The organism is Micromonospora vinacea, from assembly GCF_015751785.1.
GTDB classification, from domain to species: Bacteria; Actinomycetota; Actinomycetes; order Mycobacteriales; family Micromonosporaceae; genus Micromonospora; species Micromonospora vinacea.
Genome location: NZ_JADOTY010000001.1, coordinates 5,155,399 through 5,169,944 on the forward strand (window position 1 = coordinate 5,155,399; position 14,546 = coordinate 5,169,944).

A 14,546-nucleotide genomic window follows, 5' to 3' on the forward strand; every position below is an offset into this window, starting at 1 on the left:
TCGGTTTTCAGGAAGTCGCGGTGTCCGAGAGGCAGGGACAGCGCGGTTTCCAGGAAGCCGAGTCGATCACCCGTACCGGCGCGCGGCGGGGGCCGCGCCGCGCGGGGTCAGCGGCCGAGCACCAGCAGCAGCACCGTCGTGATCACCCCCGCGCCGAGGACCACAGTGATCGGTCGCGGGCCGAGCACCGCGTGTCGGCGGTCGGCCAGCACCCGGGCCGGCACCAGGCCGACCAGGGGCCCGAGCAGCGTCACCACCAGCGCCAGCACCGGTAGCCCGACCGCCAGGTCGCCGCCGTACCCGACACCGAGCGCGCGGGCGCCGGCGCCCAGCGCGTACGCCAGCACGCCGCCGGCCACCCCGCAGAGCGCCAGCAGCGGGTTGACCGAGCCCGGCAGTTCGCCCGGCTGCCCGGCCCGCTCCAGCAGGTCACGGGCCTTGGCGAGCAGCAGAACGGGGTCGGTGGCCCCGACCCCGTTCGCCGGCGCGGGCGGGCCGCCGAGGCGGCGGGCACCGAGGCGTGAGCGGACCTGCTGCCACAGGTGCGCCACCTCGGCGTCGACCCGTTCCTGCTGCTCACGGGCGGCGACAAGCTCCTCCTCGGCGCTCCGGAGCTGCTCGACCGCGTCGGCGACGGCCCGCTCGGCGGCAGCGCACTGCCGCTCGTGCCAGGTGTGCGCCTCGGCGCGCTGCTCGCGCACCCGCGTGGTGAGGTCGGCCAGTCGCCGCAGCTGCGCCGCGTACGTCTCGCTGGTCACCGGTTCGTTCATCGTGTGGGTCCATACGGGATGATCACCTGTCCGGTGCGGTGGACCGCCCGGTCGAAGAAGAGCCCCCGCCAGGGGCGGGGATACCAGTCCGGGCCGCCGGTGCCCGGGTAGAGCGAGGAGCCCAGCTCGTCGCCGTGCGCGTCCAGGGCCACCCAGGCGCCGATCTGGTCGGTCCGGGCGCCCGGCCCACCAAGGTCGGCGCGCATCCGGGCGACGCCCCGCCACCAGGCAAGCACGTGGGTACGTCGTTCCGGCCCGTCGTGCATGATCCGGCGCAGCTGTTCCAGGCCGGTGCGTCGACCCACCCGGGCGGCGAGCGCACCCGCTGCCGCGTCGACAGCGAAGAGCAGCAGGTAGTGCGGGCCTGCCGGGCCGCTGAGCCCGTCGGCGGTCTCGGCCATCAGCTCCCCGACGGTCTCCTCGTCGTACCAGGCGGCGTCGTCGGCCAGGTCGTCGTAGAGGGCCCGGGCGATCGGGTCGGCGTCCGGGTCGAGGCAGGCGATGGAGAACCGGGCGGTGCCCGGCGGGTGCTGACGGGCCAGCGACCGGGCCGCCGCGTCCAGCACCGCGCACGCCTCATCGACGCGGGTGCCGAGCACCGCGAGGTTGCGGCCCGGGGCGCGCGGCAGCCGCAGCGACGCCGAGCGGGACTGCACGTCGATGATCTCGCCGAGCACTGCCACCGGGTTGCGGGGCGTGGTCCCGTCCGGGGGGACGGCGAGCGCCCGGAAGTCCGGGGCGTCCGCCAGCCGGGGGATGGCGTCGCCGTCGAAGAGCCGGGCGGGCGCCGCGTCGGGGGCGCGCATCCGCCACAGTCGATGCTGCAGCCCGCTCCAGGTCTCCCAGTCGCTGGCCGACGGGATGCGCGCGACCTCGTTGCCCTCCACCATGCCCGACTCGGCGTTGACCACAGCGTGCCAGCGCGGCAGCGACTGCGCGGCGTCGTTGCGTTCGGCGAGGATGCGCAGCGCCTTGGGCAACGCGATGCGCAGGGTGAACTGGGCGACCAGCGCGGGGCGACCCCAGAGCGCCTCGATGCCCCGCACGTCCTGCGAGGCGAGGACCAGGTGGATGCCTTGGGACCGGCCGCGGCGGGCCAGGTCCTCCAGCAGGTCGGCGGCCTCCCGGGCGACCACGTCCCGGCCGGCCAGCAGCATCTGGAACTCGTCCACCACCGCGACGATCCGTGGCCAGTGTCCGGTCGGGTCGACCGCCCGCAGCTCGGCCAGCTTGGTCACCTCGTGCTTCTTGGCCGCGTCGGCGCGTCGGCGCAACTCCTCGGCGAGGAAGCGCAGCAGCGCCAGCCCGAACTCCCGGTCGGTGTTGACGTTGATGCCGACCAGGCGCATGTGCGGCAACCAACTCGGGTCGCGCCGGCCCTGCGCGAACCGCGCGAAGGAGACCCCCTCTTTGAAGTCCAGCAGGTAGAACTCCAGCTCGGCGGGGGAGTAGCGGGCCGCCAGCGCGCCGATCCAGGCGAAGATCAGGTTGGTCTTGCCGGTGCCGGACGGCCCGCCGATCAGCGCGTGCGGTGGATAGTCGCCCAGCGTCAACCGCACCGGCCGGCCCTGCGGACCCTCACCGATCGGCGCGGTCAGCCCGTCGGAGGAGTCCTCCCGCCACATCAGCTCGGGCGGGGGCAGCAGATCGGTGAAGGGGGTCGGCGGTGGGCCCGCGTTCACCCGGGCGGCGATCTCCCGGCAGGTCTCGGTGACCAGCGTCGCCGGTGGCGGTGGGTCCAGCCGCACCGGTAGCCCGGCCGAACCGCCGATCCGCGCGCCGGACGCCCCGGCCACCACCCGGGTCACCGTCGGATCTTCCGGCAACGGCGCACCGTGCACCACCAGGTGTACGCCGCAGGCCGCGCCTGCCCGCACCACCCGGTCGAGTTGGCCGCGCTCGTGCCGGTTCAGTTCCTCACCACCGAGCAGCACCGCCACCCGCCACGGTTCGGGTCGTCGGCCGGTCGCCGCCGCCAGTTCGCGCAGCGACGCGTACTCCCCGGCGAGGACCGTCTCGTTGATCCGGCGGATCTGCTCCACCAGGTCGTCCAGCAGCGGGCCCAGCCCGCCGGGGCCGACGAAGGTGAGCAGCCCCGCGGTGCCCAACGGGGCGAACCCGGCCAGGCCACCGCCGAGCTGGTCCGGGTCGTACCCGATCAGTCGTACCGCCCCGGGGTCGGCGCGGCCGACGGCCCGCAGCAGCAACGCGGAGACCACCGCGTCGCAGCCGGCGCGGTCGTCGCCGGAGAGGTGGACGTGCCCGGCGTCGAGCAGCGGCACCAGCGCGGGCACCGGGTCGACGCCGTCGATCCCGACAGTGCCGACCCGCAGCGCGCCGGGCGGCTCGGCCCGGCGGGCGGGGGTCCGCGTCCACCCGGCCCAGTCGGACCCCGCGCACCCGGGCGCCTCCTGGCGGGCCGCGTCGGCGGCCCGCCGGGCCAGCTCCGCGATCCGGGCCGAGTAGCGGGCGTCGATCTCGGCGATGCGGCGGTCCCGTTGGGTGCCCACCCGCTCCGGTACGGCGGCCGCCGCCCGCTGGACGCGGGCGAGTCGTTCCCGCCCGGCGGTCAGGTCGGCCTGGGCGGCGGACAGGCGGGTGCGGGTGGCCCCCAACGCCTCGGCGAGGGTGTCCCGGACCCGGCTGGCCAGCTGACCGCGCCGGTCAGCCATCGGAGCCCCGACGCGTCGGCGCGTCCCGCCAGGGGCTGCCCGAACGCGGCGGCAGACCACCGGAGCGCTGCGCAGCGGCGGTGCCCGGCCGCTGCACCGCACCGCCGGGGCGGGGAACCCCGACCGCTGGCCGTCCGGTCCCGCCCGGTTGCGGCGCGCCCGCCGGTTGCCCGGCCCGCGCCGGCTGCCCCGCGTCGCCTCGCTGCCCCGCGCCCGCCGGTTCTCTCGTGCCGCCGGCCGGCAGGTCCCGGCCGAGGCGGGCGAGCAGCAGCCCGGTCGCCACCCCAGCGGTCACCGCGGAGTCGGCGGCGTGCGGTGGCTCCCCGGAGGCGCGCGGCGGCGGCATCCGGCACATTCGGGTCAGCAGCGTCTCCAGCACGGGCGGCGGCAGCCCGGGCAGCAGGTCCCGGACACGTCCGTCCAACTCGCCGCGCAGGCGCCCCAGGTCGGTGGCGCGCGGCGGGTGCCCCAGCAACTCGCCGGCCAACTCGCGCAGCAGCGGCGGCGCCAGCGCCGCCATGCCCAGCCCCACGTCGGCCGGGGCCCGGCGCAGTTCCCTGCGGAGCCGGTCCCGGTCGCCGGAGCGGACACCACCCACCACCCGGCGCAGCAACTCCTGGGAGTCGTCCACCCGCTCGTCGGGTTCGTCGTCGGTGCCCTCGCGCCCGCCGGTCAGCTCGGCCACCCGCACCGACCACCAGCGGCGCATCCGCACCTGCTCGGCCTGCTCCGGCGCGACAGGGGTGGGCCCGGACGCCGGGGGCGTGTCGTGTCGGGGAGCGCGTTGCTCAGGGCGGGGGGCCGGGGCGCCGTCCGCGCCGAGCCCGATCGCCGTCAGGTAGGCCGACAGCTGTTCCTGTGCCACCCGCAGCGCGTAGCCGGCGCTCTCGGCGTGCTCGGTGGCGGCGGAGAGCTCGGGCACCCCCATCGGGTTGGCCGACTCCTGTCGTACCCAGCGCAGCCGCTCCGCGGCCAGGCCGAACTTCTCCAGCGCCTGCCCGAGCAGGGCCACCGGGAACTCCTCGGTGGCGGCACGGACCTGCCCGCCGACATCCTCGATGATGGACATGGTCGCCTACAGGGTGGAGACGTAGAGCTGCGCCTGCTCCACCGCGACAAGTGTCGCGGCGAGACACTCCTCCAGCTCCTGGCTGGCCTGGGTCAGCGACGCCTGGGCGGCCTCCACCGTCTCGTGCCCGCTGCCCTCCAGCGCCCCGGCCAGGGTCTGCTGTGCCTCGGACAGTTTCTCGCCGGCCGCCTGCACAGCTGTCTGCCCGTCTCCGATCTGTTGGAGGGCGACATCGATGGCAGCCTTCAGCTCGGCGACGCTCGCCACGGCGGAACCTCCTGGGGGCGGGGAGATCTCCATTAGAGCCTATCGGCGGTCCCGAAAGAACATCCGCCCTGTCGGTGTTCCTGCCCGCCTGTCCGGAAGGCCCTCGGAAGTGCCGGGAGTCCGATCTGTGGGAGTCCCAGTGCGAGAACTTCTCAGTTGTTGGTCGGTTCCTCGCGGAGCCAGCGCGGGCCGTACACCTCTGCGCCGAGCGCCGTCACGCGCCCGCGCAACTCCCGGTCGGCGGTGACCACCAGCCGGCGACGGCGCGGCGCGCCCTCCACAAGCTCGACCACCGTGTCGTCGCCGGAGCCGGCGGCGGAAACCACCCGGACGCCCTCGGTGCCCGGCACGTCCCGGGCGGCCCCCTCGACCACCAGGACCACCTCCACCGGGGCGGTCAGGCGGGCCGGCAACCCGACGCTCGCCACCGGGGCGAGCGAGTCGCGCAACCGGGCGGCGGCCCCGGCCCGGTCACGCCACCACCCGTTCGGGCGCGAGCCCACCACGTTGGCGCCATCCACGATCAGCAGCGGGGTCTCATCCATCCCGTCAGCCTCCCACCATCGGCCGGCAGTGACCCGACGCCACTCCCGGAATGCCGGTCCTCCGCCACATGCGGCGTTTGTCGGCGCTCGCGCCGGGTAGCCCCTGCCGACCGTGCCGAGCCCTACTGCGGAGGACAGACATGATGGGACCCGGTGACATCGGCTCCGACCCGTGGGACGAATTCCTGGCCAGGTACTTCGGCCGGGGCGAGGGAGGGCGCCGACCGCCGCACCGGGTCGACATCACCCGACTGATGACGGCCGACGCCCGGGAGATGCTGGCCGACGCGGCCCGGCGGGCCGCGCAACGGCAGAGCAGCGACCTGGACACCGACCACCTGCTCTGGGCGGCGCTGCAACGCGAACCGCTGCGTGACCTGGTACGCCGGGCCGGTGCCGATCCGGACACCCTGCTCAACGCCCTCGGCGGAAAGGGCGACGGCGCGCCGCGCGGGGAGGTGCCGCCCAACCTGTCGTTGACCCCCGCCGCCAAGCGGGCGTTGCTCGACGCCCATCAGTTGTCCCGGGCGATGGGCGCCAACTACATCGGCCCCGAGCACATCCTGATGGCGCTGCCGCTCAACCCGGAGTCACCGGCCGGGCGGATGCTGGCCGCCGGCCGGATCCAACCCGAGTCGTTGCAGGCCGCCAACGCCGAGCGCGGGCCGATGACCGGGCCCAAGCCCGACCGCGGCACCCCCACCCTGGACCAGTACGGGCAGGACCTCACCGACCTGGCCCGCAACGACCAGATCGACCCGGTGATCGGACGCGCCGACGAGATCGAACAGGCCGTGGAGATCCTGTCCCGGCGGACCAAGAACAACCCGGTGCTGATCGGCGAGGCCGGCGTCGGCAAGACCGCCATCGTCGAGGGGCTGGCCGAGCGGATCTGCGACGGCGACGTACCACAGACCCTGCTCGGCAAGCGGGTCGTCCAGCTCGACCTGGCCGGCCTGGTCGCCGGCACCCGCTACCGGGGCGACTTCGAGGAACGGCTGAAGAAGGTGATCGACGAGATCCGGGCGCACCGGGACGAGCTGATCATCTTCATGGACGAGATCCACACCCTGGTCGGGGCCGGCGGCGCCGGCAGCGAGGGTGGGATGGACGCGTCCAACATGCTCAAACCCGCCCTCGCCCGGGGTGAGCTGCGGGTGATCGGCGCGACGACGCTGGACGAGTACCGCAAGAGCATCGAGAAGGACGCCGCGCTGGCCCGGCGGTTCCAGCCGGTGCTGGTGCCCGAGCCCAGCGTCGACGACACCATCGCCATCCTGCGCGGGCTGCGCGACCGGTACGAGGCCCACCACCAGGTGCGCTTCACCGACGAGGCGCTGGTCGCCGCCGCCGAACTGTCCGACCGGTACGTCACCGATCGGTTCCTGCCGGACAAGGCGATCGACCTCATCGACCAGGCCGGCGCCCGGGTGCGGTTGCGCACCCGCACCCCCGCGTCCGACGTGCGGGAGCTGGAACAGGAACTCGACGAGGTACGCCGGGACAAGGAACAGGCAGTCACCGACGAGCAGTACGAGCGGGCGTCCGCGCTGCGCGACCGGATCGCCGAGTTGGAGGAGGACATCCGTCGCGCGAACGGCGACGACGGCTCGTCCGGCTCCCAGGTGCCCGAGGTGGGCCCCCAGGAGATCGCCGAGGTGATCTCCCGGGCCACCGGCATCCCCGTCAGCCAGCTCACCGAGGAGGAACGCGACCGGCTGCTGCGCCTGGAGGGTCACCTGCACCAGAAGGTGGTCGGTCAGGACGACGCGGTCAGCGCGGTCGCCGAGGCCGTGCGTCGCTCCCGGGCCGGGCTGGCCGACCCGGAGCGGCCGATGGGCAGTTTCCTGTTCCTCGGCCCGACCGGTGTCGGCAAGACCGAGTTGGCGCGGGCTCTGGCCGAGGCGTTGTTCGGTGAGGCGGACCGGATGGTCCGGGTGGACATGAGCGAGTTCCAGGAGCGGCACACGGTCAGCCGGCTGGTCGGTGCGCCGCCCGGATACGTCGGCTACGAGGAGGCCGGTCAGCTCACCGAGGCGGTGCGTCGCCGCCCGTACGCGGTGGTGCTGCTCGACGAGATCGAGAAGGCCCACCCGGACGTGTTCAACATCCTGCTCCAGGTGCTCGACGACGGGCGGCTGACCGACAGCCAGGGTCGTACCGTGAACTTCAAGAACACCGTCCTGATCATGACGAGCAACCTCGGCTCCGAGCTGATCACCGGCGCCCAGCGCTCGGTCGGCTTCGGCACCGGGGACGTGGGCAGCGAGCAGGAGAGCAACGAGCTGCGCGAGCGGCTGATGCGTCGCCTGCAGGAGAACTTCCGCCCGGAGTTCCTCAACCGCATCGACGAGGTCATCATCTTCCGCCGGCTGGAGGCCGAGCAGTTGCGCGACATCACCGCGCTGCTGCTGGAGGAGACCCGCCGCCGTATGCACGCCCAGGACCTCCAGGTGGAGTTCACCACCGCCGCCATCGACTGGCTCGCCGAGCACGGCTACCAGCCGGAGTTCGGTGCCCGCCCGCTGCGCCGGGTGATCCAGCGGGAGGTGGACAACCACCTGTCCCGGATGTTGCTGGAGTCGGCGATCTCGCCGGGGCAGAAGGTCACTGTGGACGTCCGCGACGGCGCGCTCACCTTCGACGTGACCGCGGGTGAGCGGGGGTACACCGCCGCCACGACCACCCACCCGCGATGAGCGGGTCGGCGGGAGGGGACGACCACGAGGACCCGCACCAGCCCGCGAAACCCCGGGACGAGGACGACCATCCCGACCCGATCCTGGCGTCGCCCACCGCGAACCCCCGCCGCACGCGGGTGCCAGCGGAGGGCCTGCACCCGAAGACCGACCAGGACGACCCGGAGACGTCCGGGCCGCCGCCCGGAGAGGAGACCTGATGGTACGCGAAGCGCGGCTCGACCCCGAGGTGGAAGTGCTCTGGGAGGACTTCCACGCCGAGGTGAACGTCCCGTCGGAGCAGCTGCGGACCTGGCTGCTGACCCGGGGTTCGGGGGAGGAGTCGTTCAGCCCGAACCCGAACCTCGACCTGCCCCAGCCCGGCCGGGAGATCCTCAAGGTGCTCAACAAGCGCAAGGTGGACCTCACCCCGGAGGACATCGAGGTGATGCGGGAGGCGGTCGAGCGGATCCGCGAGCTGATGGACGCCAAGCCGTCGCGCGGCAACGCCGACGACAGCTGGCGACACTCACTGCTCGACCTGGGTCACGATCCGCTCGTCGAACGCTGAGCGAGGCCACCCGCGACGGTGCCGTCCCGAGCCCGGGACGGCACCGTCGCGGCGTACTACTGGCCCTGGTCGGACTCGAGACTGCCGATGGTCAGGCCCGCCGCGTCGGCGGCGGCGTCCCGGTCGCCGCGGGTCTGGTCCTCCCGGGTGAGCAGGTTCGCGTACTCGGTCACGTCGGCCGGGTCGGGCACCGTCGGCAGTCGGCGCAGGAACGCCTCCACCTCACGGGTGGCGGCGGTGTGCGCGGCAGCCGCCTGGCGCAGTAGTTCGCGGTCGTCGGCGGGCGGGTAGAGGTCGGTCATGTCCGCCAGATACCCGGCCCACGGCGGTTCGCACCGCCAGCGGCCGGGAATACCGGCCGGTCAGCCCGGCCGGACCCCGGTCGGCTGCCGCACCCCGAACCCCGGGTTGCGGGGCAGCCAGGCCAGGTACGCCGGGTGCGGCGCCAACGAGTCGACGTACGCCGCCTTGGCCGTCTCCAGCACCAGCTGGGCGCCCTGGGCGGCGGGGGAGTCCGGATGCCAACCGAGTAGCAGCCGCCAGCGCAGCGGCGTACCGGCGAGTTGACGGGTGACCAGACCGCTCACCGGGCGGAACGTCGCCTGGCACAGGGCCACCGCCACACCGGCCTCCACCAGGTCGACGCAGCCGCGGATGTCGGTCTCGTACACCTTGCGGGGGGTGAAGCCGGCGCGGGCGCAGGCGGCGGCGAAGCAGTCGGCGAAGCAGCCGTCGCCCGGCGCGGCGACCCACTGCTCGTGGCGCAGGTCCGCCAGGCGAACCTCGTCCTGGGCCGCGAGGGGATGGGTCTCCGGCAGCAGCACCAGTACCGGGTCGACGGCCACCTCCTGCCAGCTCAACCCGAACCCGGCCGACGGGCTGGCGTCGCCGCACACCCCGGCCAGCGCGAAGTCCAGCCGACCGCCGGCCACCAACTGCGCCAACTCGTCCACCGACCAGGACGCGTACGTGGTGATCTGGGCCGGCGGTTGCTCGGCCGCCAACCGGTGCACCAGCCGACCCAGGATCGGGCTGTTCACCCCACCGAACCGGTAGCACGGCGGCGTGTCGCCCGCCCCGGCCAGCCGGGCGGCCTCGTCCTGCAACCCCTTCATCGCCGGCAGCAGCACCCGGGCGCGGGCCAGCACCAGCTCACCCAGTGCGGTGGGCCGGGCCCCGCGCCGGTCCCTGTCGAACAGCGGGCCGCCCAGCGTCCGCTCGATGCGTTGGAGCTGGGCGGTGAGCGCCGGCTGGGCCAGGCCGAGCGCCGAGGCCGCCTTCGTCACACTTCCCGTCTCCGCGATCGCGCAGACCACCCGCAGGTGACGCAGCTCCAGGTTCATAGGGTGACGGTAGGACTACGGGTCTGCTGGCGGAATAGCCCGAGCGGATCGGTGATAATGAATGCATTGCCGGCGGCCGCCGGTCACCGGTCGCGCGGTGGCTCCGGCAGGTCCGCCAGGTACGTCGGCCGCCGGGTCACCGCGTCGAGGACCTTGTCCACCACCCCGACCGCCGGCTCCACGATCCGGTTCCACGGAGGGGTGGCCGGCGTGCCCGGGTGCGGTCGGGTCGGCGCGGCCTCCTCGGCGATCTCCAACCGGTTGCCGAGCCGGATCAGCTCCTCCTCGGTCGCGACCGCGCGCAGCTCGACGACCAGCGCGCCCACCCCGTCGACGTGTCGGCGGACCCGCTCCGCGACCTCGGTCAGCGCCTCGTCCGTCAGCCCCTTCAGGGCGCTCAGCAGGGCCGCGTCGGCGTTGATCTCCGCGTCCACCCGCTCGGTGGCCGCCGGCAGCGCCGCGCGGACCGCCGGCAGCAGGTACTGCTCCTCGGCGGACAGGTGCCGCGACAGCGCGGCGGTGAGCACCGGCAGCCCTTCCCGCGGTGTGGTGTCCGGGCCGGAGAGCTGGTCCAGCAGCGCCAGCAGTTGCCGGTGCTCCCGGTCGACGATGTCGGCGATGCTGCGACCGGCGGGTCGGTAGCCCTCCTCGGGTGCGGGCGCGGGCGGCAACGGCGGCAGGGGAACAGCGGACATGGTGCCCTCCTCGACTGGCGGGCGGAAGCTCCGGCAGGGACGTACGGTCGTGGGCGGCGGTACCCGAACGCGACCACCGCGAAACCGAGCCGTCGATGCGTCCACCCGCGCCGGCCCGCCGACCAGCCCATGCTGGTATGAAGAGGCGATGACGAGCGATGCCGCCTCCGCCCGACCCGACCCCACCGCAGAGGTCGTGGACCTCTGCCGCGACCTGCTGCGCATCGACACCACCAACACGGGTGACAACGACACCAGCGTCGGCGAGCGCCGCGCGGCCGAGTACGTGGCGGAGAAGCTCGCCGAGGTCGGCGTGGAGTCCGTCCTGCACGAGTCCGCGCCCGGCCGGGCGAACGTGGTGGCCCGCATCCCGGGCACCGACCCGAGCCGGGGCGCGCTGCTGGTGCACGGCCACCTGGACGTGGTGCCCGCCGACGCTGACGAGTGGTCGGTCGGCCCGTTCTCCGGCGAGCTGCGCGACGGCTACCTCTGGGGCCGGGGCGCCATCGACATGAAGGACTTCGACGCGATGGTGCTCGCCGTGGTGCGGCACTGGCAGCGCACCGGCGTGCGACCCCCGCGCGACATCGTGCTCGCATACACCGCCGACGAGGAGGCGGGCAGCGACTACGGGGCGCGCTTCCTGGTGGACAACCACCGGGGCCTCTTCGACGGCTGCACCGAGGCGATCGGCGAGGTGGGCGGCTTCTCCTACTCGGTCAACGACAGCCAGCGGCTCTACCTCATCGAGACCGCCGAGAAGGGCATCGACTGGCTGCGGCTGCACGCCAAGGGCCGCCCCGGGCACGGCTCGATGATGCACGACGACAACGCCGTCACCGCGCTCGCCGAGGCGGTCGCCCGGATCGGCCGACACCGCTTCCCGGTGGTGGTCACCGACACCGTGCGGGCCTTCCTGACCGAGGTCTCCGACCTGCTCGGCATCGAGTTGGACCCGGACGACCCGGAGACGGCCATCGCCAAGCTCGGCCCCATCGCCAACATCATCGGCGCGACCATCCGCAACACCGCCAACCCGACCCGGTTGAGCGCCGGCTACAAGGACAACGTCATCCCCGGCCGGGCCACCGCCACCATCGACTGCCGCAGCCTGCCCGGCCAGTCCGAGCTGTTGGAGCGGCAGCTGCGCGAGTTGGTCGGCCCGGACATCGCCATCGAGTACGTCCAGCGGCAGCCGGCGCTGGAGACCACCTTCGACGGTGACCTGGTCGAGGCCATGTCGGCGGCGCTGCGCGCGGAGGACCCGGGGGCGCGTCCCGTTCCGTACATGCTCTCCGGTGGCACCGACGCCAAGGCGTTCTCGCAGCTCGGCATCCGCTGCTTCGGGTTCGCCCCGCTCCGGCTGCCCGCCGACCTGAACTTCTCGGCGTTGTTCCACGGCATCGACGAGCGCGTTCCGGTGGACGGACTACAGTTCGGCGTGCGGGTTCTCGACCGGTTCCTCCGCACCTGCTAGTCGTGTCCGGCGGTGGCCGCCGGCGCGCAACCTCCCCATCGTGAAGGGACTGCCCCACATGACCGACCAGCATGGTGAGCTGGACGCCGCTCTCGAGCGGGTGATCGAAGCGGCCCGCCACCACCTGGCTGCCGTACGCGCCGCGCAGGGCCGCGTCGACGACGACGACGTCTGGCAGGCGTACGTGGCGTTGAACAACGCCTCCTACGCGTACGACGAGCGACTGCTCGACGCCTTCGGCGAGGTGACGCCGTGGGATGTCGACTCGATCGACCCGGACGAGGCCGACGAGCGTTTCGGCGGCGGCGAGGGTGCCGAGGCCAGCGACCCGCACCCCCGGGTGATCTCGGTGCGTCAGCGTCGTGACTACCGGGTGCCGAGCGTCGCCGCGCTGCTGCGGGTGGCCGAGGCGGCCCGCCGCGAGGGCACCCCGGAGGACGACGAGCCGGCGCCGGTGGAGGGCGTCGGCGAGGCGGTGCTGGAGCTGCTGCAGAGCGGTGACGGCTCGCTCGGCGCGTTGGACGTCCCCGAGTTGGAGCCGCTCGACGGCGTGGTCATGGTCAGCGAGGTGGGCACCCCTGTCGACCTGGAGTCGTTCGACGACGACGACGCGGTCGGCCCGTTCCAGCCGGCTGCCGACGACCGGCTGGTCGGTCGGCTCGACGAGCACCCGTTCCTGGAGCTCGACGACGACCACGACCACGCCGGGCACCAGCACTAGGCCGGGTGCCGCCCGGGGCCGACTCCGGCCTCGGGCGGCACCGCCCGGTCGTCAGTACGACAGACCCGGCTGCGGCTGGTTGACCCGCCGACGACGCAGCACCACCTGGCGCGTGCCGTCCCGGTACAGCCGCACCCGGGCCAACTCCCATCCGGAGAACTCCGCCTGGATCGCCAACTGCGCCGCGGCGGTCAGCCGGTCGACGTTCGGCGGCAGCCGCAGTGGCGCGTACTCGTAGTCCATGCCCTCCATGCTGCCCAGCCCAGGGGCTGTTCGCCACCCCCTCCGGAGTGACCAACGACGCTGCCGTGGGCGGTTCGTGCCGCCCCGCGCCCCATCGCGCCGATCTTGCGGTTCCTGTTGCCGGAATGAGGGGGAACGCCCGGTGTGCCGCGACAGCAACCGCAAGATCGCTGAAAAGGGGCGGCGCTCAGGCCGGGGGGACGTTTGCCGTCAGCAGGGCGGCGAGGGCTGGCGCGGCCAGGGCGACAGCCCGGGGGGTGCCCGGGTCGACAGTCAGCCCCCAGGCCGGGTCCGGCCAGTCCTCGAACAGTTCGGCGCAGGGCAGCGCGATGAACGGCACCCCGTCCCCGGCGAACGCGGTGAGCGCCCCGGGCGAGGTGAAGACCGGCAGCAGCGGTGCCCCGGTCGTGTCGCCGACCACCGTCCACGGGAAGTCGGCGTCGGGCGCCGGTTCCCCGGAGAGGGGGACGCACACAGTGGCGCCGGCCAGCGCTCCGAGGTAGCCGGGCAGGTCACGCCGGTCGACGGCAGCGGCGAGCACCGCAACCACCGTCGGCTCCGCCGCCTCGGCGGGTGTCGCCTCGACCTGGGTCACCTCGACCGGTGCCGGCTGGGCGACCGGTAGCGCTGCCGGGCCAGGGTGCCCGGCCGGCGGCACCGTCGGGCCAGGGCCGGCGGCCGGCGGCACCGGCCGGCAGGAGAGCGCGCCGGGCTCGTCGGTCAACACCTCGGCGGCGGTACGGGTCACGAACACACTGAGCCGCTCCACCTGCTCCGGAGTGCGCGCCGTCTCGTACCACCAGCCCTCGCCGCCGGTCGGACGGTGCCAGCCGAGCGCGGCCAGGCGTGCCTCGTCGTGACCGGGGCAGATCACCCGTACCACCTGGCGGCGCACCAGCAGCCGGATCCCGCGCGGACCGGCGGAGAGCTCCAGGTCGGTGTCCCGGTCGCAGCGGGCGACGGTGTCCCGCAGCCGAGCGGCGACCTCCGGCCAGGTCGGCGACGGCGACGTCACGCCGGTGCGCCCGGCAGGCGGTCGTCGAGCCGCCCGAGCCGGGCCACTGTCTCCTCCAGCCGGCCCAGCGCCGAGAAGTCGCCCGGCGTGCCGAACAGGTCGCCGAGCCCCGCGCCGAGCGCGACGTCCAACCCCTCGGTGTGCTCGTCGACGTGCGTGGAGGCGACCTCGCGAGCCCGCCGGTACGCGTCGAGCACCAGCTCGGCCACCCCCTCGGTGCCGGCGCGCAGGGCGGCCGGCGCGAGGGTGAGCCCGGTCAGCGCTCCGGTGGCGTCGACGGTCGCCGAGACAAGCCCGCTCTCGTCGGTAGCGGTGCCGGACAGCTCGGCCAGGTCGTCGCGGAGGCCCGCGAACCGGCGCTCGATGTCGGCGATCCGCCCGGCGAGCGCGTCGAACGCGGACGTCGGGTCCGTCATGAGATTCCTCCCCGTGGATCGTGCGACCGGGTGGTGCCCGGCGGCCGGGAGATCGTATCGTCGG

At 74.0% G+C, this 14,546-nt stretch carries 16 protein-coding genes; 5 read left to right on the plus strand and 11 right to left on the minus strand.

The window, feature by feature from the left end:
• Positions 1 to 107: 107 nt before the first annotated feature.
• The 5 genes from IW249_RS24200 to IW249_RS24220 form a co-directional block, all read right to left on the minus strand.
• Entirely contained in the window at positions 108 to 770 is a 663-nt protein-coding gene (locus IW249_RS24200) for a hypothetical protein (RefSeq protein ID WP_196922857.1), read from the minus strand.
• The gene (locus IW249_RS24205) at positions 767 to 3,442 is read right to left on the minus strand and encodes an FtsK/SpoIIIE domain-containing protein (RefSeq protein ID WP_196922858.1); all 2,676 of its coding nucleotides are present in this window, start codon (positions 3,440 to 3,442) and stop codon (positions 767 to 769) included. The genes IW249_RS24200 and IW249_RS24205 overlap by 4 nt, the downstream gene beginning before the upstream one ends.
• On the minus strand, positions 3,435 to 4,511 hold the full coding sequence (locus IW249_RS24210) for a hypothetical protein (protein ID WP_196922859.1): 1,077 nt from the start codon (positions 4,509 to 4,511) through the stop codon (positions 3,435 to 3,437). Before IW249_RS24210 ends, IW249_RS24205 begins: the two co-directional genes overlap by 8 nt.
• Before the next feature lie 6 nt (positions 4,512 to 4,517).
• Positions 4,518 to 4,778 carry a hypothetical protein gene (locus IW249_RS24215; protein ID WP_030332749.1) on the minus strand — a complete coding sequence of 87 codons (261 nt, stop codon included), beginning with the start codon at positions 4,776 to 4,778 and terminating at the stop codon, positions 4,518 to 4,520.
• Positions 4,779 to 4,930: 152 nt separating this feature from the next.
• Entirely contained in the window at positions 4,931 to 5,323 is a 393-nt protein-coding gene (locus tag IW249_RS24220) for a PIN domain-containing protein (protein ID WP_196922860.1), read from the minus strand.
• A gap of 140 nt (positions 5,324 to 5,463) precedes the next feature.
• On the opposite strand from IW249_RS24220, the gene IW249_RS24225 reads away from it, so the two are divergent.
• Genes IW249_RS24225 through IW249_RS24235 form a run of 3 tightly spaced genes read left to right on the plus strand, consistent with a single transcriptional unit; the run spans position 5,464 to position 8,572 of the window.
• The gene (locus IW249_RS24225; protein WP_196922861.1) at positions 5,464 to 8,022 is read left to right on the plus strand and encodes an ATP-dependent Clp protease ATP-binding subunit; all 2,559 of its coding nucleotides are present in this window, start codon (positions 5,464 to 5,466) and stop codon (positions 8,020 to 8,022) included.
• The gene (locus IW249_RS24230; RefSeq protein WP_196922862.1) at positions 8,019 to 8,222 is read left to right on the plus strand and encodes a hypothetical protein; all 204 of its coding nucleotides are present in this window, start codon (positions 8,019 to 8,021) and stop codon (positions 8,220 to 8,222) included. Before IW249_RS24225 ends, IW249_RS24230 begins: the two co-directional genes overlap by 4 nt.
• Positions 8,222 to 8,572, plus strand: coding sequence for a DUF3140 domain-containing protein (locus tag IW249_RS24235; RefSeq protein ID WP_091408434.1), 351 nt, complete (start codon positions 8,222 to 8,224; stop codon positions 8,570 to 8,572). The genes IW249_RS24230 and IW249_RS24235 overlap by 1 nt, the downstream gene beginning before the upstream one ends.
• A 56-nt stretch (positions 8,573 to 8,628) precedes the next feature.
• On the opposite strand, the gene IW249_RS24240 is transcribed toward IW249_RS24235, so the two are convergent.
• The 3 genes from IW249_RS24240 to IW249_RS24250 all read right to left on the minus strand — a co-directional run bounded on the left by IW249_RS24240 (position 8,629) and on the right by IW249_RS24250 (position 10,610).
• A complete protein-coding gene (locus IW249_RS24240) occupies positions 8,629 to 8,874 on the minus strand; it encodes a hypothetical protein (protein ID WP_196922863.1) in 246 nt (81 codons plus the stop codon).
• A 60-nt stretch (positions 8,875 to 8,934) separates the two neighbouring features.
• Positions 8,935 to 9,915 (minus strand): LysR family transcriptional regulator, encoded by a 981-nt coding sequence (locus IW249_RS24245; protein WP_196922864.1) that lies wholly within the window; start codon positions 9,913 to 9,915, stop codon positions 8,935 to 8,937.
• Positions 9,916 to 9,998: 83 nt separating this feature from the next.
• The gene (locus tag IW249_RS24250) at positions 9,999 to 10,610 is read right to left on the minus strand and encodes a hemerythrin domain-containing protein (protein WP_196922865.1); all 612 of its coding nucleotides are present in this window, start codon (positions 10,608 to 10,610) and stop codon (positions 9,999 to 10,001) included.
• A gap of 148 nt (positions 10,611 to 10,758) precedes the next feature.
• Between IW249_RS24250 and IW249_RS24255 the strand changes: the two genes are divergently transcribed.
• On the plus strand, positions 10,759 to 12,087 hold the full coding sequence (locus IW249_RS24255) for a M20/M25/M40 family metallo-hydrolase (RefSeq protein ID WP_196922866.1): 1,329 nt from the start codon (positions 10,759 to 10,761) through the stop codon (positions 12,085 to 12,087).
• 58 nt (positions 12,088 to 12,145) lie between these two features.
• Complete coding sequence (locus IW249_RS24260; RefSeq protein ID WP_196922867.1) at positions 12,146 to 12,808, plus strand: hypothetical protein; 663 nt, start codon at positions 12,146 to 12,148, stop codon at positions 12,806 to 12,808.
• A gap of 51 nt (positions 12,809 to 12,859) precedes the next feature.
• Here the strand turns inward: IW249_RS24260 and IW249_RS24265 are convergent, their stop codons facing one another.
• The 3 genes from IW249_RS24265 to IW249_RS24275 all read right to left on the minus strand — a co-directional run bounded on the left by IW249_RS24265 (position 12,860) and on the right by IW249_RS24275 (position 14,482).
• On the minus strand, positions 12,860 to 13,051 hold the full coding sequence (locus tag IW249_RS24265; protein ID WP_013734349.1) for a DUF5703 family protein: 192 nt from the start codon (positions 13,049 to 13,051) through the stop codon (positions 12,860 to 12,862).
• Positions 13,052 to 13,238: 187 nt separating this feature from the next.
• Entirely contained in the window at positions 13,239 to 14,066 is an 828-nt protein-coding gene (locus tag IW249_RS35065; RefSeq protein ID WP_196922868.1) for an SseB family protein, read from the minus strand.
• Complete coding sequence (locus tag IW249_RS24275; RefSeq protein WP_196922869.1) at positions 14,063 to 14,482, minus strand: YbaB/EbfC family nucleoid-associated protein; 420 nt, start codon at positions 14,480 to 14,482, stop codon at positions 14,063 to 14,065. Before IW249_RS24275 ends, IW249_RS35065 begins: the two co-directional genes overlap by 4 nt.
• Between the last annotated feature and the right edge of the window lie 64 nt (positions 14,483 to 14,546).

Bases quoted from the DNA above. Each gene is read 5' to 3' on its own strand.
- IW249_RS24250 (WP_196922865.1), bottom strand. From the start codon at position 10,610: ATGTCCGCTGTTCCCCTGCCGCCGTTGCCGCCCGCGCCCGCACCCGAG.
- IW249_RS24210 (WP_196922859.1), bottom strand. From the start codon at position 4,511: ATGTCCATCATCGAGGATGTCGGCGGGCAGGTCCGTGCCGCCACCGAG.
- IW249_RS24220 (WP_196922860.1), bottom strand. From the start codon at position 5,323: ATGGATGAGACCCCGCTGCTGATCGTGGATGGCGCCAACGTGGTGGGC.
- IW249_RS24235 (WP_091408434.1), top strand. From the start codon at position 8,222: ATGGTACGCGAAGCGCGGCTCGACCCCGAGGTGGAAGTGCTCTGGGAG.
- IW249_RS24200 (WP_196922857.1), bottom strand. From the start codon at position 770: ATGAACGAACCGGTGACCAGCGAGACGTACGCGGCGCAGCTGCGGCGA.
- IW249_RS24265 (WP_013734349.1), bottom strand. From the start codon at position 13,051: ATGGACTACGAGTACGCGCCACTGCGGCTGCCGCCGAACGTCGACCGG.
- IW249_RS24205 (WP_196922858.1), bottom strand. From the start codon at position 3,442: ATGGCTGACCGGCGCGGTCAGCTGGCCAGCCGGGTCCGGGACACCCTC.
- IW249_RS24245 (WP_196922864.1), bottom strand. From the start codon at position 9,915: ATGAACCTGGAGCTGCGTCACCTGCGGGTGGTCTGCGCGATCGCGGAG.
- IW249_RS24255 (WP_196922866.1), top strand. From the start codon at position 10,759: ATGACGAGCGATGCCGCCTCCGCCCGACCCGACCCCACCGCAGAGGTC.
- IW249_RS24260 (WP_196922867.1), top strand. From the start codon at position 12,146: ATGACCGACCAGCATGGTGAGCTGGACGCCGCTCTCGAGCGGGTGATC.
- IW249_RS24230 (WP_196922862.1), top strand. From the start codon at position 8,019: ATGAGCGGGTCGGCGGGAGGGGACGACCACGAGGACCCGCACCAGCCC.
- IW249_RS24225 (WP_196922861.1), top strand. From the start codon at position 5,464: ATGATGGGACCCGGTGACATCGGCTCCGACCCGTGGGACGAATTCCTG.
- IW249_RS24240 (WP_196922863.1), bottom strand. From the start codon at position 8,874: ATGACCGACCTCTACCCGCCCGCCGACGACCGCGAACTACTGCGCCAG.
- IW249_RS24275 (WP_196922869.1), bottom strand. From the start codon at position 14,482: ATGACGGACCCGACGTCCGCGTTCGACGCGCTCGCCGGGCGGATCGCC.